16 protein-coding genes are annotated in these 17,938 nt (G+C 72.2%); 11 read left to right on the forward strand and 5 right to left on the reverse strand.

The window, feature by feature from the left end; translation table 11 throughout:
• The first annotated feature begins 80 nt into the window (after nt 1–80).
• Genes N912_RS0121505 through N912_RS0121525 form a run of 5 tightly spaced genes read left to right on the forward strand, consistent with a single transcriptional unit; the run spans nt 81 to nt 6,495 of the window.
• On the forward strand, nt 81–1,295 hold the full coding sequence (locus tag N912_RS0121505) for a hypothetical protein (protein ID WP_156993843.1): 1,215 nt from the start codon (nt 81–83) through the stop codon (nt 1,293–1,295).
• Nucleotides 1,292–3,535 (forward strand): serine/threonine-protein kinase, encoded by a 2,244-nt coding sequence (locus N912_RS0121510; RefSeq protein ID WP_028924029.1) that lies wholly within the window; start codon nt 1,292–1,294, stop codon nt 3,533–3,535. The genes N912_RS0121505 and N912_RS0121510 overlap by 4 nt, the downstream gene beginning before the upstream one ends.
• A 49-nt stretch (nt 3,536–3,584) precedes the next feature.
• The gene (locus N912_RS0121515; protein WP_051580561.1) at nt 3,585–4,580 is read left to right on the forward strand and encodes a PP2C family protein-serine/threonine phosphatase; all 996 of its coding nucleotides are present in this window, start codon (nt 3,585–3,587) and stop codon (nt 4,578–4,580) included.
• Nucleotides 4,577–5,854 carry a vWA domain-containing protein gene (locus tag N912_RS0121520; RefSeq protein ID WP_028924031.1) on the forward strand — a complete coding sequence of 426 codons (1,278 nt, stop codon included), beginning with the start codon at nt 4,577–4,579 and terminating at the stop codon, nt 5,852–5,854. Before N912_RS0121515 ends, N912_RS0121520 begins: the two co-directional genes overlap by 4 nt.
• A 2-nt stretch (nt 5,855–5,856) precedes the next feature.
• Nucleotides 5,857–6,495, forward strand: a complete 639-nt coding sequence (locus N912_RS0121525; RefSeq protein ID WP_028924032.1) for an FHA domain-containing protein — start codon at nt 5,857–5,859, stop codon at nt 6,493–6,495.
• Nucleotides 6,496–6,539: 44 nt separating this feature from the next.
• On the opposite strand, the gene N912_RS65225 is transcribed toward N912_RS0121525, so the two are convergent.
• The 3 genes from N912_RS65225 to N912_RS0121540 all read right to left on the reverse strand — a co-directional run bounded on the left by N912_RS65225 (nt 6,540) and on the right by N912_RS0121540 (nt 9,047).
• The gene (locus tag N912_RS65225; RefSeq protein ID WP_084211073.1) at nt 6,540–8,312 is read right to left on the reverse strand and encodes a DUF6624 domain-containing protein; all 1,773 of its coding nucleotides are present in this window, start codon (nt 8,310–8,312) and stop codon (nt 6,540–6,542) included.
• The gene (locus N912_RS64550; protein ID WP_169747923.1) at nt 8,201–8,488 is read right to left on the reverse strand and encodes an MvdC/MvdD family ATP grasp protein; all 288 of its coding nucleotides are present in this window, start codon (nt 8,486–8,488) and stop codon (nt 8,201–8,203) included. The genes N912_RS65225 and N912_RS64550 overlap by 112 nt, the downstream gene beginning before the upstream one ends.
• Before the next feature lie 247 nt (nt 8,489–8,735).
• A complete protein-coding gene (locus N912_RS0121540; RefSeq protein ID WP_028924033.1) occupies nt 8,736–9,047 on the reverse strand; it encodes a hypothetical protein in 312 nt (103 codons plus the stop codon).
• Nucleotides 9,048–9,236: 189 nt separating this feature from the next.
• Here N912_RS0121540 and N912_RS60560 point away from each other — a divergent pair, with 189 nt between their 5' ends.
• The 6 genes from N912_RS60560 (at nt 9,237) to hemC (ending at nt 15,880) form a co-directional block, all read left to right on the forward strand.
• Nucleotides 9,237–10,547: a helix-turn-helix domain-containing protein gene (locus N912_RS60560; protein ID WP_051580563.1), complete on the forward strand. Its 1,311-nt coding sequence runs from the start codon at nt 9,237–9,239 to the stop codon at nt 10,545–10,547.
• A 23-nt stretch (nt 10,548–10,570) separates the two neighbouring features.
• A complete protein-coding gene (locus N912_RS0121550) occupies nt 10,571–11,053 on the forward strand; it encodes a GNAT family N-acetyltransferase (RefSeq protein WP_169747924.1) in 483 nt (160 codons plus the stop codon).
• Nucleotides 11,054–11,141: 88 nt separating this feature from the next.
• Nucleotides 11,142–12,455 (forward strand): gluzincin family metallopeptidase, encoded by a 1,314-nt coding sequence (locus N912_RS53625; protein ID WP_051580564.1) that lies wholly within the window; start codon nt 11,142–11,144, stop codon nt 12,453–12,455.
• The gene (locus tag N912_RS63620) at nt 12,452–14,089 is read left to right on the forward strand and encodes a YCF48-related protein (protein WP_064745339.1); all 1,638 of its coding nucleotides are present in this window, start codon (nt 12,452–12,454) and stop codon (nt 14,087–14,089) included. Before N912_RS53625 ends, N912_RS63620 begins: the two co-directional genes overlap by 4 nt.
• Nucleotides 14,090–14,140: 51 nt before the next feature.
• A complete protein-coding gene (locus N912_RS0121565) occupies nt 14,141–14,923 on the forward strand; it encodes a hypothetical protein (protein ID WP_028924035.1) in 783 nt (260 codons plus the stop codon).
• A 27-nt stretch (nt 14,924–14,950) separates the two neighbouring features.
• On the forward strand, nt 14,951–15,880 hold the full coding sequence (gene hemC, locus N912_RS0121570) for a hydroxymethylbilane synthase (RefSeq protein ID WP_037065811.1): 930 nt from the start codon (nt 14,951–14,953) through the stop codon (nt 15,878–15,880).
• Here hemC and N912_RS64555 read toward each other — a convergent pair.
• Both N912_RS64555 and N912_RS0121580 read right to left on the reverse strand, forming a co-directional pair.
• The gene (locus tag N912_RS64555; RefSeq protein ID WP_169747925.1) at nt 15,858–16,571 is read right to left on the reverse strand and encodes a haloacid dehalogenase type II; all 714 of its coding nucleotides are present in this window, start codon (nt 16,569–16,571) and stop codon (nt 15,858–15,860) included. The two genes, hemC and N912_RS64555, sit on opposite strands and share 23 nt — an antisense overlap.
• Entirely contained in the window at nt 16,568–17,833 is a 1,266-nt protein-coding gene (locus tag N912_RS0121580; protein WP_028924038.1) for an SLC13 family permease, read from the reverse strand. Before N912_RS0121580 ends, N912_RS64555 begins: the two co-directional genes overlap by 4 nt.
• Between the last annotated feature and the right edge of the window lie 105 nt (nt 17,834–17,938).

A 17,938-nucleotide genomic window follows, 5' to 3' on the forward strand; every position in this document is an offset into this window, starting at 1 on the left:
GGTTGCACGAGCGGCCAATGCTCGCCACGATCGGGTGGGAGTATGTGCGCGAGCACACACGCCTGGGGGCCTGGATAGAGATGACCGGTCGGGACAGCGTCGACGCGCTGGACGACGAACTGGCGCGCCGATCCGACGAGGAAGGCCGCATCGGAGCCGCGCTGGTCGAGCTGGACGGCCATCGCGGGCGCGCGCTGCTCAGCGCCGGCGCGCTCGGCGGCGAGACCGCGCGGCGCTGGGCGCTGTGCGAGCCGGCCTGGGATGCGCTGTGGCAGGACTTCGACCGCTTCCGGACGGTGCTGGCCGAGGCCCGTGAGGTGCGCGCGGCGCGCTCCCGGCCGGGGCAGCGGGAGGTCGACGAGCTGCGCCGGCTGCTGCGGGGGCGGTCGGTGGAGGTGGCCCGGGTCGCGGTGGCGCTGCCGGACCGGCTGCGCACGCCGGTCGCCCAGCGCGTGGAGCAGATCTCCCTCGGCGAGCTGTCCGAGCGCATCGACGTGGAGTTCTACCAGGTCAGCACGCTCGTGCTGGACGTCGACCGGATCTACCAGGCGTTCCTCGACGAGTTCGGGCCGCTGGCCGAGAGGCTGCGGGCGGCCCGCGCGCTGGTCGACGACCTCGGCCTGCCCGCGCGCGACCCGACCGCGCTGCACGCCGCCAAGCTGACCGAGCGCAGCGACCAGCTCCAGCAGGAGGCCACCGCCGACCCGCTGTCGCTGGACCAGATCACGTCCAGGCCGGTGCACGCCGACCTCGGCACCCAGGTGGCCAAGCTGGAGGCCCGGCTCGCCGGCCTTGTCCAGGCGCGGGACGGCTGGCCGGACGCGCTGGCCGAGGTGACCGGCCGGCTGCGCGAGGTGGAGTCGCTGGGCAGGCGCGCCGACCAGGCCAGGGCGCGCGCCGTGGAGCTGATCGAGAACGCCGACATCGCCTCGCCGGCCGACCGGCTGTCGCCGCTGCGCGCCGAGCTGGCCGGGCTGCCCGAGGTGACCGGCTGGACGGCCCGCGCCGACCGGCTGCAGCGGCTGCGCGCGGCGCTGGACGCGGCCGCCGACGAGCTGCGGGCGTCCCACGACCTGGCCGCCGGCCTGGTGGAACGGCGAGCCGAGCTGCGCGGCCGCTACGAGGCGTACCGGGCCAAGGCCGTCCGGCTGGACCGCGCCGAGCACCCCCGGCTGCTGGAGCTGGACCAGCGGCTGCGCCAACTGCTGTGGACCCGCCCGTGCGACCTGGCCGAGGCCACCCGGGCGCTGGCCGACTACCAGCGGCTGGTCTCCGCGCCGGGGAGCCGGGGGTGACCGCCCCCGACGGCACGCCCTGCGCACGGACCGACTGCACGGGCACGCTGGAGGACGGCTACTGCGACGAGTGCGGCTACCCACCGGCGCCGCCGCCCGCCACCCGGGCGGCCGGAGACTCCGGACCCGCCACCGTCGCCTCCGGTTCGGGCTCCACCGGCAGCCGCCCGTCCCGCCGGACCTCGTCGCCGACCACCACCGGCCGGACCCGGTCGCGGCTGGGCGGCGGGCTGGTCGAGGTGCCCCCGGTGCCGCCGCGCGACCCGGCGGCCGCCGTGCTCGCCGACCCCCGGGTGGAGGAGAACAAGCGCTTCTGCGGCCGCACCGGCTGCGAGAAGCCCGTCGGGCGCAGCCGCGCCGGCATCCCCGGCCGGGAGGAGGGCTTCTGCCCGCACTGCGGCGCCGCCTACTCGTTCCGCCCGAAGCTGGCGCCCGGCGACCTGGTCGAGGGCCAGTACGAGGTGCAGGGCTGCCTGGCCCACGGCGGGCTCGGCTGGATCTACCTGGCGCTGGACCGGAAGGTGGAGAACCACCCGGTGGTGCTCAAGGGCCTGCTCAACTCCGGGGACCCGGACGCGCGCCGCGCCGCCCAGGCCGAGCTGCGGTTCCTCGCCCGCGTCAGCCACCCCAACATCGTGACCGTCCACAACTTCGCCACCCACCCCGACGAGCGCGGCACGCCGGTCGGCTACATCGTGATGGAGTACGTCGGCGGCGTCTCCCTCAAGCAGCTCCTGGAGCAGCGGCGCCGCCCCGACGGCGGGTGGGATCCGCTGCCGGCATCCCTGGTGATCGCCTACCTGCTGGAGATGCTGCCCGCGCTGGGCTACCTGCACGAGCAGGGCCTGGTCTACTGCGACTTCAAGCCGGAGAACGTGATCCAGTACGACCGGCAGCTCAAGCTGATCGACCTGGGCGCGGTGATCAGGACGGACGACCTGAAGAGCCCGGTGTACGGCACCGTCGGCTACCAGGCCCCGGAGATCGCGTCGGACGGGCCGTCGCCCGCCTCGGACCTGCACACGGTCGGGCGCAGCCTCGCCGTGCTGGCGCTGGGCATGCCGCCGACCACGGGTGGCCAGCCCACCCCGCTGCCCGACCCGTCCGGGCACCCGGTGCTGTCCGAGCACGAGTCGCTGGACCGGCTGCTGCGCCGCGCCACCGATCCGGACCCGCTGCGCCGGTTCGGGTCCTCCGACGAGATGTCCGACCAGCTCACCGGCGTGCTGCGGGAGGTGCTCGCCGCCGAGACCGGGCAGCCGCACCCGGGTCCGTCCACCCTGTTCGGGCCGATGCGCGGGGTGTTCGCCAGTGGCCTGCTCGGGTCGCCGGACCAACCCGGCCGGCCGGACCCCGCGCGGGTGGCCGAGCTGCTGCCGCTGCCGCTGGTGGACACCGGCGACCCGGCGGCCGGCCTGCTCGCCACCGCGGGCGCCGCCGGCCCCGACGAGGTGCACGCGCTGCTGGCCACCGGGCCACAGACCAGCCTGGAGCTGCGGCTGCGGCTGGTCAGGGCGTACCTGGAGGCCGCCAACCCGGACGCCGCCACGAAGACCCTGGACGAGCTGGCCGAGGAGCGGCTCGAGGACTGGCGGCTGGACTGGTGGCGGGCGGTCGCGGCGCTGGTCGCCGGCCGGCCCGCCGAGGCGGCGCGGCGGTTCGACGTCGTGTACAGCACGCTTCCCGGCGAGCCGGCGCCGAAGCTCGCGCTGGCCGCCGCCTCGGAGTGCTCGGACTCCGACCAGGTCGCCGCGCGCTACTACACGGTGCTCGCCCGCACCGACCCCGGCCTGGTGGACGCCTCCTTCGGGCTGGCCAGGGTGCGGCTGCGCGCCGGCGAGCGGGCGGCGGCGATCGAGGCGCTGGACGGCGTGCCGAGCGGTTCGAGCGAGTACACCACCGCCCAGCTCTCGGCGGTGCGGGTGCGGCTGCGGGACACCGGCATCGGCGCCGACGAGCTCTCGGCGGCCGCCGGCCGGCTCGACGGGCTGCCGCTCGACCCGGCGACCGAGCAGGACATCCGGGCGGCGCTGCTGGAGCGGGCGGTGACCGAGGCGGGCTCCAACGGCGGCACGCCCGCGAACGCGCCGGCGCTGTTCGGCTGCCGCTGGCGGGAACGGGACCTGCGGTTCGCGCTGGAGCGGTGCCTGCGGGCCGGCGCCCGGCTGACCCCGGACCGGACGCGGCGGGTCGCCATGGTGGACCGGGCGAACGCGGTTCATCCGCGCACCTGGACGTAGCGACGCCGTGACCCAGGCCACCACGACGTGTGGGCAGTGTGCGGGACCGGTGCTGGTCGGCGACCGGTTCTGCGAGGGCTGCGGCGCCGACCTGCGGGTGCGGCGCTCCGGCAGCACCTCGTCCGAGCCGGAGCAGCGCTGCCACGGCTGCGGGCACGTCCCCGGCCCGGACAGTGACGACGAGGGTTTCTGCCCGGACTGCGGGCTGCGCTACCGGGGCGGCAGCGACCGGGTCGAGATCGACCTGGACGTGCTGGCCGGGGTGAGCGATCGCGGGCACAGCCACCCGCACAACGAGGACGCCATCGCGCTCGGCTGCTACGCCGACGCCGGCACCGATCCCCGCATCGCGGCGGTGGTCTGTGACGGGGTGTCCTCCAGCCGCGCCCCCGAGCGCGCGTCGCAGGCCGCCGCCGAGGCCGCGCTGGACGTGCTGCTCGACAACTCCGAGACGGCGGCGGGCTCGGCCGAGCAGCGGGTCCGGGCGGCGGTGGCGGCCGGGGCACGGGCGGTCACGGCCGCCACACCCGATGCCCGCCCGGACGACGCGTCGTGCACCATCGTCGCGGCGGTGGTCGACCCGAGCGACCCCGCCCGCCCGGAGATCGCGGTGGCCTGGATCGGGGACAGCAGGGCCTACTGGCTGGCCGCGCCCGACGCGCCCGAGCCGTCCCGGCGGCTGACCACCGATCACTCCTGGGCCGCCCAGGTCGCCGACTCCACCGGCGAGGAGCCGCCCGAGGCGCCGTCGGGCCCGTTCGCGCACGTGCTCACCCGGTGGGTCGGCCCGGACGGCGCCGACGAACCGGACGTCACACTGCTGCGCCCGGCCGGCCCGGGCATCCTCCTGCTGTGCAGTGACGGGTTGTGGAACTACCTGCCGTCCGCCACCGACCTCGCCTCGGCGGCCCTCGCCGTCACCGGGTCCGAGCCAGGGCTCGCGCTGCGCCAGGCTCTGGCGTTGACGACCCTTGCGCTGGACGCCGGCGGCCACGACAACGTCACCGTCGCCGTCATCCCGATCACCCCGAGGAGCTCGACATGACAGAGGCACCGTCGTTCGCCGTCGAGGTCGACCTCAACCCCTACCTCGCCGCCGACGCCACCGACGTGGACGCCATCGTCACCATCACCGCCGAGGGCGGAGCCCGGCCGGGCACCGACTGCCTGGAAATACTGATCATCGACTGCTCCACGTCCATGACCGGCAGCAGGATCGCCGCCGCCCGGCACGCCACCTCGGTGGCGATCGGCGAGCTGCGCGACGGGGTGTCGTTCGCCGTCATCGCCGGCAACCAGGACGCCGAGCAGGTCTTCCCGCCCGGTGGTGGCACCGCCGTGGCCACCGAGGCGACCCGCACCGAGGCCTCGGCCGCCGTACAGGGCCTCACACCGTCCGGCGGCACGGCCATCGGCCGCTGGCTGACCATGGCCGGCACGATCGCGGACGCGCATCCGGACGCGATCAGGCACGCCATCCTGCTCACCGACGGCAAGAACGAGCACGAGACCGAGGCAGAGCTGCGGGCTGCCCTCGCCCGCGTGGAGGGACGGTTCGCCTGCGACTGCCGAGGCGTGGGCACCGACTGGCGGGTCGACGAGCTGCGCACCATCGCCTCGGCGCTGCTGGGCAGCGTGGACATCGTGGCCGACCCCGACGACCTGGCCGCCGACTTCGGCGCGGTCATGAACGCCGCGATGGGCAAGGCGGTGGCCGACATCGCGCTGCGGCTCTGGACGCCCCGGGACGCGACGGTCCGGTTCGTCAAGCAGGTGGCCCCCACCGTCGAGGACCTCACCGCCCGGCGCCACCGGCTCGACCCGCTGCGCGGCCAGTACCCGCTCGGCTCCTGGGGTGCGGAGTCCCGGGACTACCACCTGGGCATCCGGGTCGAGCCGGGCGCGGTCCGCGACGAGAAGCTCGCCGCCCGCGTCCAGGTCGTCCAGGCCGACTCCGACGAGGTCCTGGCCACCGGGAAAGCGGTGGTGACCTGGACGAACGACTCCGCCCTCTCCACCCGCATCAACCGCGCGGTGGCCAGCTACACCGGCCAGGCCGAGCTGGCCGACGCGATCCAGCAGGGCCTGGCCGCCCGCAAGGACGGCGACGAGCGCACCGCGACCGCGCGGCTCGGGCGGGCCGTCGCGCTGGCCGAGCAGTCCGGCAACACCGACACCGCCCGGCTGCTGGGCCGCGTCGTCGAGGTCGTGGACGCCCCGACGGGCACCGTGCGGCTGCGCAAGACCGTCAGCGCGGAGGACGAGATGACCCTGGACACCCGTTCCACCAAGACCGTCCGCGTGCGGCCGAAGGCGTGACGATGACCGTCAGCTGCGACGCCGGGCACCCGTCCGAGAGCGAGGACTACTGCGACGTCTGCGGGCGCCCGATCCAGGCCTCCCCCGCCGTGCCCGCCGCCCCGGAGCCCGCCGCCGAGCCCGCCGCGAACTGCGCACACTGCGGCGCCCCCCGCGACGGGCGGTTCTGCGAGGCGTGCGGGCACGACGCCACCGCCCCGGTCCCGCCGCCCGAGCCGGTTGACGACGGTGGGCCGTACTTCGCCGTCGTCCGCGCCGACAGGTCCTGGTACGAACACGTCAAGAGCCGCAACGGCCCGGACGTGGACACCGTCGCGTTCCCCGAGTACTGCCCCGACCGCCGCTTCGCCCTGACCGGCCAGCGGCTGGCCATCGGCCGGCGCAGCCGGACCCGGGGCACCGCCCCCGACATCGACCTCTCCGGCCCGCCGACGGACCCGGGCGTGTCCGCGCAACAGGCCCTCCTGATCGCCCGCCCCGACGGCGGCTGGGACATCGTGGACCTCGACTCCACCAACGGCACCGCCGTGGGCGACTCCCCCGAACCGATCCCTCCCGGCGTCCGCGTCCCCCTCTCCGACGGCGACCGCATCCGCCTAGGCGCCTGGACCACGATCACCATCACCACGTCACCGGGCTAGCTGAGTGGGGTCGGTGATCGTTCGTACGGCGCCGATGTCCGGATCTACGGATAGTCGGGCCAGGCGGTGCTGATCTCGTCGTCGGTGAGTGGGTGTAGTCCGGCGGTTGCCCGGTACTCGTTGACCCGTTGCGGGTCTTCGAGTGGCGCGAGTCCGTCCTTGCCGTTGAGGCAGAGGAACTGGGTGCCGTGGTGTTGGGGAAGGTGTTGGTGAATGGCGACGCGGTCCTGTAGGTAGGCGAGATTTCCGCGTTCGGCGTCGCCGGCTTCGACGGCGGCCCGGAGCAGTGCCAGCCACTGGCGCTGGAGCTCGGGTTTCGCGTCGGCGTGTTGCGCGAGTAGCCAGGCCGCGCGTGCCCCGGCTTGTCCGGCGAGCCGGATGCCTGGCCAGCCGTTCTCGGTGATCACGGTTTCCAGCCAGGCCGTGTTGTCGCGGTCGACTTCGCGTAGCCGCTTGATCTCGGCGTCGGTGGCCTCGCGGCCTTCCAGCGCGAACGAACGTGCTTGCTGATCGACCTCCTGTCGCCGGAGCAGTTCGTCGGTGAGGTCCGGTCGTGTAGCGACGACGTTGGTGAACGCGACGGTGTGGTCGGGTTGGTCGAGCCAGTAGCGGTGCACGCCGTCGCCGGTGACGGTGAGCCCGTAGCGGCCACGCCCGGGTCGGTCGAGGCGACGCCATTCGGTCACCGCGTACTCAACCGTCGGCCAGAGATGTCGCGGGCCGCCTTGGGTCACGGTCCGGTCCACGACCTCGACCCAGCAGCCGCCCTCGGCGTGCATCCACCAGGTGTCGGCGCCGTCGCGCCGGCCGCGTGAGGGTGGGCTGAGGGTGGGTTCGAGAATGCCGAGCAGGACCCGCAGACCGGGCTCGGCGAGTACTTCGGGGTCAAGGTCTGTGGTGGTGGTCTCGGCGGTGTCGAGGTCGGCGACGAACTCGAACCGGTGTGCGTCCCGGAGCGGGTTGTCCGGGTCGGGCCGAAGCCACATGAAGTGGCCGGCCTGGTCGAGCAGCCTGCCGGTAACCGTGCCGGGGTCGGTGTTGTCCAGCACAGCGAGGCTGCTGGACATCTCGCCGCGCAGGTCGGCGACGATTCGCCCGCCCGGGGCGAGCTGCGCGATCCACGCGGCCGGAATCTCGGGTACCGCGCAGGTGGCGATGATCCGATCGTAAGGCGCCTGGTCGGGCACACCGGCCGCGCCGTCACCCACCGCGAGAGTAGGTCGATAGCCGAGCGCGCCCAGTCGCTCGGCGGCGTCGGCGGCCAGCTCGGGGTGAAGCTCGATGCTGGCGACCTGGCGGTCGACGAGGCGATGGCACAGCAACGCGGCGTTGTAGCCGGTGGCGGTGCCGATCTCCAGCACCCGTGACCGGTCGGTGACGTTCAACATCTCCAGCATGCGCACCATCAGGCTGGGCATGGTTGACGAGCTGGTCGGCCACGCCCGGTCAGCTCCCGGCACGGCGGCCCGCTGGACAACCAGGCTGTCGTCGCTGTAGACCGCGCCCAACCACTCCCCGGCGTCGGCCGGGTCGGCGCCGTCGACGACCGAACCATCATCACGGAAGAACCTCGGCACGAACAGGTGCCGAGGAGTCTGCTCAACCGCCGCCCGCCACCCGGGGTCGGTGAGCGCACCGGCATCAGCAAGTTCCGAGGCGAGGGCCTTCGCCCGCCGGGGCCAGTCAGGAACACCGAGCGGCTCACTCACGTAGGTTCTCCAGTCAGTAGATCGGCCAGCGCGCCGGGAATGGGCAGCTTCGCCATGTGATGCAGCCACAACCACTGACCGGAGGGGTTGCACTCCAACATGACCCATTCCCCGCTCGGCCTGATCACGAAGTCGAACGCGCCGTAGTGCAGCCGAAACGCGCGCAGGTAGTCGAGCATCCCGGTCCGCACCTCGGCGGGCACCTCGATCGGTGAGTAGCGCAGCGCATCGTAGTCCGCGCGCCAGTCGATACGGGCGCGCGGCGAGTCGGCGTCGATCGCCACCGCGAGCACCTCGATTGCCGGAACCCATCGTTTCGTTACTTTTCCAATACGCGTTTCACTTGGTGACGATTCAGATTCGACTCACCTGGTTGGCCTAGTTGGGTGGAACCGCCCCGGAGCACATGGGCATTGGCCGATGCGCTCCGCGATCGAGCAGCGGTGATCCCGCGTCGGGCAACGGGCTTCGACGAGGAGCCTGGCGAAACCGGCACCGCGCGACACGATGAACCTGACGTAGCTGGTCTCGTCAGCCATGGTGGCTCCAGTCCAGCGCCACGGCGCGGCGTATCCGCCGGTCGTACTGGCGCGCCAGATGCCAGCGGGTGAGCGCCAGGACCGGCCCCGCCCGGTCGTCAGGGTCGGCCGCCAGCACCCGCCGACGAACGGCGGACGCGGGACGCAGTTCGACGTCGTCCGGGTCCGGGATGGCCGCAAGGCAGCGACGATGCAGCAGAATCGGACCGGGTATGAAGATCCCGGGAACCAGGTGCACACCGCACACAGCGAGCGGGTACGGGTCCTCGGGGTCATAGACGGCGTGGACGTGATAGTCGGTCATGTCCAGCAGCAGTGCGATGGTCAGCGTCTCTAGTGGAGCGGATGCGGCGCTTCGGCTGGCCCTACCCCTGAAGTCCCTAGTCACAGTGGGTAGTGCACCGTCTGGTGATGCCGCTGGGAAGGCCCGCCGCTATGGCTCCGACTGGTCCATACTATGGCTCAATGATCCACAGCGGGAGGATGGAACACCGTGGCCGCTGTTGATATCGAGGAACGGGTCAGGCAGGCCATCGGGGCACACATCAAGCAAGCGCGGGAGCGCCATAAGACGCCCCGGGGCCGGGTGTGGTCGCAAGCAAAGCTTGCTTATGTGCTCAGCCAAGCGAGCGGGTACACCACGACGGCCAACTACGTGTCGAAATGGGAACGGGGCGACCGCAAGCCTGGTTACGAGTGGGGGCCGGTCATCGAGCGCGTCTTGGGCCTGGACCTAGTCGCGATCGAGACCGCCGAGCGTGCCGCTCTTGACGTTCCGGACGATCCGCCGCCCGTCGTCGTACCGGAGCTAGGGTCCGATGATGTGAACCGCCGGCACATGCTGGGGCTCGGTGCGTTGACCGTGCTGGAGTCCACGCGCCGCGATCTGGCCCGAGTTGTCGAGGGCTCCGAGCGTGCGGACCTGGATGAGTGGGAGGCAGTCGCCGCCGAGTACGGGCACAGCTACCTGGTGACCCCGCCGGAGATCCTGATCCGGCAATTGGCGGCCGATCTACCCGCCGTGCGGGCACTCATCGACATAGGCCCCGGACGGCTGTGGGCCGGGTATTGCCGGGTGGCGTCCCAGCTAGCCGTCATCACCGCTCGTACCTGGTCGTCGCTGGACGAGTACCAGAAGGCGTGGCGGTGGTGGCGCACCGCGCGTGTGTTGGCTGACGCTTCTGGTGACCAGGCCGCGCGTGTGATGTGTCGGGGCGAAGAAGTCGTGATGGGCCTGTACGAGCACCGGCCCATTTCGGTCCTGCTCGACGTGGCCGCCGAAGCGGTGGAAATCGGCGGAGACACAGCGACCCGGGGCGCGGTGGGCTTGTGGGCGGGCATCGCCCAGGCCAACGCGACGATCGGACGCACCGGCGATGCGGTGCACGCGCTGGAGCGACTGGAGCGACTGACCGAGGCGCTCCCGTCATCGGTCACCGACGCATCGGACAGCGTGCACGGTTGGCCCGAGTACCGGACCCGTCACGCCCAGTCCTACGTCCACACCCAGCTTGGGGACACGGCGGCGGCAGGTGTCGCCCAGGATCAGGCCCTCGCGCTTTACCGTGATTCGCTGCCTGCGTCCCGCGCCCAGGTCGAGCTGCACCGCGCCCGCTGCCTCGTTCTCGACCGGGACCCGCGCGGAGGTCTGGCCAGGGCGGCCGAAGTTCTGGCCGCCCTGCCCGACGGGTTCCGGAACGACGCGGTCGTGTTGTCCGTGGCGCGGAAGGTGCTCGACGCGGTTCCACTGGCCATGCGCACCCACGGTGAGGCGCTCGCTCTGTCCGAAGCGTTGCGGTGCTGAGCTACACGGTTCCGTCCTCCCCCGTGGCCGTCGCCGACGAGCTGGCCGCGCTTTACGCCCGGGTGTTCGCCGAGCCGCCCTATCGGGAAGGCCCGGCGGACGTGCGGGTGTTCGTCAGGAACTACACCGAGGATGTCGCCCACCCGGGGTTCGGTGTGGTGGTTGCCCACGACGACGGCACGGCGGTCGGGTTCGGCTACGGCACCGCCAGACGGCCGGGTGAGTGGTGGCCGGGGTGCGACGCACCTCCGCCACCGGAGATCGTCGAGTGTCCAAGTTTCGCGGTCTACGAATGGGCCGTCGACAAACCGTATCGAGGTCGGGGGGTCGGTCGGGAGATCATGGTGCGTTTGCTTGCCGACCGCCCGGAACCGTGGGCCACTCTCGCGGTACACCCCCACGCCGATGCATACCGGATCTACATCCGGGCGGGCTGGCGGCAGGTTGGGATGTCCTACATCGCCGACAGGCCGGCGATGGCCGTGCTGATCAGACGGACGTCGTGAACCCGTCGCCTTAGGTGTCTGCGCGTATCAGCCGGGGCGCGCGTCGGCTCTCTTTGTGCCGAGGGGACCACCGACGGAGGAGGTCGTGATGTCCCAGCGGCTCGACGCGCAGATCGCCAACATTGGCACGCGGTTCCGCATTTTCCCGCAGCCCCGGTTCCTGAAGAAGGACGACGGGACCCCGCTGTTCCCGGAGCCGGAGGAGGTCACGATCTCGGTGCCTCCCGGCGAGATGCGGCCGGGGCCGGCGGACGGGCGGATGTTCGTCGTCGACGCGGTCGACAAGCTTCCCTACGGCCAGATGACCCAGCCGCCCTACCGCGGTGCATCCCCGCCACCGGTGCGGCCCGACGGCGAGGGCCATTTCGCCCATCTCGACCCGGACAGCCGGGAGTTCGCCGCCGCCACCATGTATGCCACGGTGCGGCGGGTGCTCGACATCTGGGAGGACTACTTCGAGCATCGCATCGACTGGCACTTCGAGTCCGACTTCTCGCGGCTGGAGATGATCCCGCTCATCGAGTGGGACAACGCGCAGTCCGGGTACGGCTTCCTGGAGTTCGGGTACGGGCGCACGCCCAGCGGGACGATCGACCACGCCAGGCCGTACTGCGAGAACTTCGACGTGCTCGCGCACGAGCTGGGGCACAGCATCATCTTCAGCGAGGTCGGGGTGCCGTCCAGCCCGCAGGACGAGGGCGTCGACTACGGCGGGATGCACGAGTCCAGCGGTGACCTGACGGCCATCGTGGCGCTGTTGCACTTCGAGACGTTCGTCAGGTACCTGCTGGAGTCCACCAAGGGCAACCTGTTGACGGTCAACGGGCTGGACAGGGTCGGCGAGCTGTCGGACAGCAGGCAGATCCGGGTGGCGTTCAACGCCAAGCGGATGTCGGACGTGGGGACCGAGCCGCACGAGCGCTCGCTCCCCCTGACCGGGGCGATCTTCGACACCATGGTCGAGGTGTTCCAGCAGGGGCTGGTCCAGCACGGGTTGATCACGGCCGACCTGCGCGACAGGTCCACCCAGCTGCCGGGCAGCGCCGCCGACCTGAAGAAGATCCAGGCCGACTTCACGGCGGCCTACCAGGGCCACGAGAAGGAGTTCGAGAAGGCGTTGCTCGACGCGCGCGACTACATCGGGCGGCTGCTCGCGGTCACCTGGGGGTCGCTGTCGCCGAACTTCCTGACCTACCACGACGTGCTGCGGGCGCTGGTGCGCGCGGACCGCGAGGTGACCGGCGGCGCGAACCAGCCGATCATCAGGGACTGCTTCGCCTGGCGGGAGATCGGGCCGGCGGCGTCGTCGCGGCTGCTGCGCCCGCACACGCTGCAGGACTGCGGCCTGCGCACCGCCCGGCCGGTCGACGACGCCACCCGGACGATCTGGAGGAAGCCGTGAACCGCTTCCAGCGGGTGCGCGAGATCCTCGACGAGGCGGTCGGCGGGGCGGGCGCGTCGGTCGGGTTCCACGGCGCGTTCTGGCGCAACACCACCCGTGACCGGTTCGTCGCGGCCAGGGTGTTCGGCCTCGGGCTGGTGATCGTCGGCGACGGCGCGGGCTCGAACCTGGTGCGCGCGCTGAAGGGGGAGGCCCCGTTCGGCGCCGACCTGCCCGAGCCGCCGGCGGGCGCACGGTTCAACCGGATGCCCTCGGGCCGCGAGCCGGTGCCGGCGGAGGCGATCGCCGAGGTCGAGCGGTGGATCGACGACGGGTGCCCGGACGACGCCCCTGCGCCGGCCTGGCGCCCGACGAACGCCCCCATCGCCAGCTCGCGCACCGACGACATCTGGTTCCTGGACGCGCGCGAGGGCTGGGCGGTGAACAGCAACGGCCAGATCCTGCACACCACCGACGGCTTCCAGACCTGGGAGCAGCAGTTCCAGGACCGGGTGTACCTGCGCTGCGTGGGGTTCGCCTCCGCGACCCGAGGCTGGGTCGGGACGCTCACCCCGGGCCGGCCGCTGTACGAGACGGCGGACGGCGGCGCGAGCTGGAACCTGGTCACCGGGCTTCCGGAGGGGGCGCCATCGGCTGTCTGCGGGCTGTCGGTGGTCAACGAGTCCGTGGCGTACGCCTCCGGCACGAACTACCCGGACCGGCCGGCGCGGATGATGCGCACGGTGGACGGCGGGGCGAGCTGGCAGGCCTGGGAGATGGGCGAGCACGCGACGCTGCTGGTCGACACCTACTTCACCGACACCGACCACGGCTGGGTGGTCGGCGGGCTGGCCACCGCGGCGAACCCGACGCGCGACGACGTGCACGCGGTGGTGCTGCGCACCGAGGACGGCGGCCGCACCTGGACCGACCGGGCGGCCCCGCTGCGCGACCAGCTCCCGCTCGGCGAGTGGGGATGGAAGATCCATTTCCTGGACGAGCGGGTCGGCTACGTCGCGCTGGAGAGCTTCACCCGCGCCGCCCTGCTCAAGACCACCGACGGCGGCGACACCTGGACCCGCATCGACGTCCACGACCCGCAGGGCAACGCGAACCTCGAAGGCGTCGGGTTCCTCGACGAGGACACCGGCTGGGTCGGGGGCTGGGGCTCGGAGACGTTCGAGGAAGGCTTCAGCAGCGCGACCGTCGACGGCGGCGCGACCTGGCGCAACGCCAACGAGGTGGGCCTGTTCATCAACCGGTTCCGGTTCTTCCGAGGCCCGCAGCCGATCGGGTACGCCTCGGGCCGCACCGTCTACCGGTACGCCGCCGAGCCGCCAGAAGCGGAGCCGAGGGCGGTCGCGCCGGGCCAGGAGCTGGTCCTGCTCGACGACAACGCCCCGCTGCGCACCGGGGTCCCGCTCGCGGTGGCGGTCGCGGTGCCCGAGGACGCCGCCCACCTCACCGTCGACATCTGGGACCGCTTCGGCGAACACGTGCGCGCGCTGGTGGACGAGAAGGAACCGGCGCCGGGCCGGCGCACCGTGCACTGGGACGCCACCGACACCGAGGGCCGCCCGGTTTCCGGCAGCTTCCTGCTCCGCGTCACCGTCGACGGCCGCTCCGAGAGCCAGATAGCCCACGTCACGCGCTGAACGGGAAATCCGTATCTAGCCACACACACCCGGTGCCCCTAGTATCTTCCCGTGTCGATCACCCTGGGCGCACTGGGCCTGTGCCTGATTCTGGCGGCGGTCGCCGTCATCTGGTTCCGTGCCCGGCTCACCGCCGCGACCGCCGACCACGGGGTCGCCGAGGACGACGTCCCGGTGGGCTGGGCCCGCCGCCGCGCGCAGGAGATGCACTCCGCCGCGCTGGTGCCGCCGGGTGACCCGAGGGTGGCCGAGCTGGCCCGCAAGGTGCGCGAGGACTACAAGCTCGGCGACGCCACCTGGGACACCCTGGCCTCCGACGTGCAACGCGAGCTGGAACGCGACGGCGAGGTCGGCGTCGAGACCGCCCGGTTCATCGTCACCTCGGCGCTCGCGGACTTCCGCTGGGAGCTGGACTTCCTGGAGAACTGGAACTCCGTGCCCGCCGAGGAGCGCGCCGAGACGCCGATCCGCTCGCGCCTGTTCCGGGTCATGCAGAGCACGCCGGCGAGCCCGTTCTCCACGCCGAGCGGGTTCCACCCGCTGATCCACCTGGCCGCCGCGCTCAAGATGCTCACCGCGCGCCCGGCACCCGACCTGCTGGAGACGCTCGAGGAGCTGCTCGAGTACTGGTTCGCCTACGGCGAGAGCGAGACCTCGCTGCGCCCGCACGACGCCCAGCTGCTGGAGACCCTGGTCGACTGCTACCGCTCGACGGTCGCCCTGGCCAGCCACCACGACGTCCCGAAGTTCCTCACCGAGCTGGCCGCACGCGACGCCTCGCCTCCCGACGAGTTCTCCCTGAGCTCCCTGGCCGCGCGAGCCCACACCGGGTAGCCGAACGCCCGGTCGTACTGTGAGGGCATGTCGCGTGTTATCAGGATCGCCACCCGCGCCAGCCCGATGGCGTTGCACCAGGCACAGCAGGTGGGCGACTCGCTGCGCGCCCTGGAAGCGTCCCTCGACACCGAGGTGATAAAGGTCACCACCGCGGGCGACAGGTGGATGGGAGACCTCGCCGAACTCGGCGGCAAGGGTGCCTTCATCAAACAGATCGACACCGAACTGCTGGAGCATCGGGCCGATCTGGCGGTGCACTGCCTCAAGGACATTCCCGGCGAAATACCGGTGCCCGAGGGCCTGGCCTTCGCCGGCTATCTCCGGCGTGACGACATTCACGATGCGGCCATCACGACCTCGGGCGCCCGATTGGCCGACCTCCCCGAAGGATCGGTCATCGGAACCAGTTCGGTACGCCGAACGGCGCAACTGCGCGTGCACTTTCCGCACCTGCGGGTCGCACCGGTGCGCGGCAACATCAACACCAGGCTGATGCGCCTCGACGAGGGCCATTTCGACGGCCTGGTCGCGGCGGTCGCCGGGATGCGCAGGGTCGGCCAGGCCGAGCGGATCACCGAGGTGCTCCCGCTGGAGACGATGTGCCCGCCGGTCGGTGCCGGGATCATCGCGCTGCAGTGCCGCGAGGGCGACGACTACCCGCTCGGGCTCGGCGGGCGGCTCAACCACGGCGAGACGGCCCGCCAGGCCGACGCGGAGCGGGCGATGCTGCACGCCCTGCAGGGCCACTGCAACTCACCGATCGCGGGCTACGCCACGACCGGCGCCTCCGGTGAGCTGACGCTGCGCGGCGAGGTGTTCTCCCCGGACGCGTCCCGCTGGGTGCGTGCGTGCCATTCGGGCGACCCGGACAACCCGCATGCACTGGGTTTCTTCGTCGGCGCCGACCTGCTCCGCCAGGGCGCCCGAACGATCATCGACGCCATCCCGCACTAATCTTCTCGGCAAGCGCGCCGAGGCCGTCCACCACGAACTCGAAACGGTCCCGGGGCACCTCCTCGACGCCACCCCCGGGGCCGAACTCCAGCGGCCGGCGAATATACGCCGCGCCCATACCGACCGCCCGCGCCGCGTCGAGATCGTACGCGTGAGAGGCCACCATCAACGCGTCCGAGGGATCGACCCGAAGAAGCGCGAGCGCGCGCTCGTACACCGAACTGTCGGGTTTGTACGCGCCGAATACCTCCGCCGAGAACACCGCGTCCCATTCCAGGCCGGCGTGGCGCGATATGTTCACCACGGCGGCGAGGTCCGCATTGGAAAGTGCCGCGACGAGGTGGTCTTCCCGCAGCCGCGCCAACCCGCGCGGCACGTCCGGCCACGGCCGCAGCCGCTCCCACCCGTCGGTCAGCACCTCGATCTCGGCGGGGGCCAGCTCGGGCCGTCCGGGCAGCCCGACCAGGGCGTCCCGGTACACCGACCGGACCGAATGCCACCGCCCCCGGCTCGCCAGGTCGTTCAGCTCGTCGCGGTAGCGGCGGCGCCAGTCGTCCACGACCTTCGACCAGGCCGCCCGGTCGACGCGCCCGCCCAGCACGGCCAACCCGTGGTCGACCAGGCTCGACCGGAAGTCCGTCAGGGTGCCCTGGACGTCGAAGAACAGCGCGCGCCACCGTGCCACCCTCACCAGCTCCCCGGGAGAACGAGCAGCCCCCACGCCAGGACGGGTGCGACCAGCATGAGCGTCAGGCCCCAGCGCATCAGCGACCGGAAGACGCCGTCCCTGGTCGACTCCCCGGCGTTGGCCACCGTGAGCGCGCCCATGGTGGAGTACGGCGAGCAGTCGACCACCGAGGTGGACACCGCGACCGCGACGACCAGGCCGACGGTGCCCACCTCCCCGCCGCCCAGGAACGGCGCCGCCATCGGCAGGACCGCCCCCAGGAACGCCGTGGTCGAGGCGAACGCCGACACGACGGCGCCGATCACGCAGACGAACAGCGCGGCCAGCAGCGGGGCGTTGATGCCCGCGATCCGCGCGCCCAGCCAGTCGATCGCGCCCATCCTCTGCAGCAGCGCGATGTAGGTGATGATGCCGCAGATGAGCAGCACCGTCCCCCACGCGATGTCGCCGGCCGCCGCCTTGCCGTCCTCGGGGTGGACAAGGCCGAGCACGGCGACCACCGTGATCGCCGCGAACCCCACGTCGAGGCCCGCGAGCAGGGCGCCCAGCACGAGCGTGAGGATCCCGCACAGGGTGAGCACCATGCGCGGTGTGAGCCGTTGCGCGGGCTTCACCACGGTCCGGGTCGCGCCACCGCCGCCCGCGCCGCCGCCCCCGGCCGGTTCGGGGTCGGGCACGCGCGGTGCAAACCCGCTGTACCGGACGTATGCCACCCCCGCGACGAGCAGGCACGCGGTGAACGTGCCGGCGAACAGCGCGAGCGGCGGCACCCGCCCGACCAGGCCGTTGACCACGATCCCGTAGATGCCCAGCGGCGAGAACCCGCCGGCCGTGGCGCCCTGGATCACCATCACGCCCGTCATGGCCTCGCTGATCCGGTACTGGCGCGCGAACTTCAGCGCGATCGGCACCATCACGGCCACCGCGGAGGGCGTGGCCGAGCCGATGGACGTCAGCGCGCACGGCACCAGGAACATCACCCACGGGATGAGCCCGATACGCCCCTGCACCATCCGCACCGCGGCGTCCACCAGCCAGTCGACGGTGCCGTTGCGGGTGGCCAGCGCGAACAGGTACGTCACGCCGACCAGGACGATGAGCATGGACGCGGGGAAGCCGGCCGCGATGTCGTCGGCGTTCGAGCCGTAGACGGTCAGGCCGACGACGAACGCGGCGCCCAGCGCCAGCGCGCCCATGTTGATCGGCCGGATCGTGCCCAGCAGGAAGACGGCGGCGAGAACCGCGAGCCCGACCGTGTGCCCCATGAATCCTCCTCGACCCGGTGACGCGACGATCAGCGTGGGGCGGCGCGGATCGATTCGTCCAACAGGGGCTCGCTACCCGACCGGTAGGTTCTGCCTATGAGTACA

This window comes from Actinospineispora acaciae DSM 45401 (assembly GCF_000620785.1).
GTDB classification, from domain to species: Bacteria; Actinomycetota; Actinomycetes; order Mycobacteriales; family Pseudonocardiaceae; genus Pseudonocardia; species Pseudonocardia acaciae.

Excerpts from the sequence above, each read along its gene's own strand:
- N912_RS0121520 (WP_028924031.1), top strand. The coding sequence starts at position 4,577 with ATGACAGAGGCACCGTCGTTCGCCGTCGAGGTCGACCTCAACCCCTAC.
- N912_RS65225 (WP_084211073.1), bottom strand. The coding sequence starts at position 8,312 with ATGGGTCATGTTGGAGTGCAACCCCTCCGGTCAGTGGTTGTGGCTGCA.
- hemC (WP_037065811.1), top strand. The coding sequence starts at position 14,951 with ATGTCGCGTGTTATCAGGATCGCCACCCGCGCCAGCCCGATGGCGTTG.
- N912_RS0121540 (WP_028924033.1), bottom strand. The coding sequence starts at position 9,047 with ATGACCGACTATCACGTCCACGCCGTCTATGACCCCGAGGACCCGTAC.
- N912_RS0121580 (WP_028924038.1), bottom strand. The coding sequence starts at position 17,833 with ATGGGGCACACGGTCGGGCTCGCGGTTCTCGCCGCCGTCTTCCTGCTG.
- N912_RS53625 (WP_051580564.1), top strand. The coding sequence starts at position 11,142 with ATGTCCCAGCGGCTCGACGCGCAGATCGCCAACATTGGCACGCGGTTC.
- N912_RS0121505 (WP_156993843.1), top strand. The coding sequence starts at position 81 with ATGACCGGTCGGGACAGCGTCGACGCGCTGGACGACGAACTGGCGCGC.
- N912_RS0121525 (WP_028924032.1), top strand. The coding sequence starts at position 5,857 with ATGACCGTCAGCTGCGACGCCGGGCACCCGTCCGAGAGCGAGGACTAC.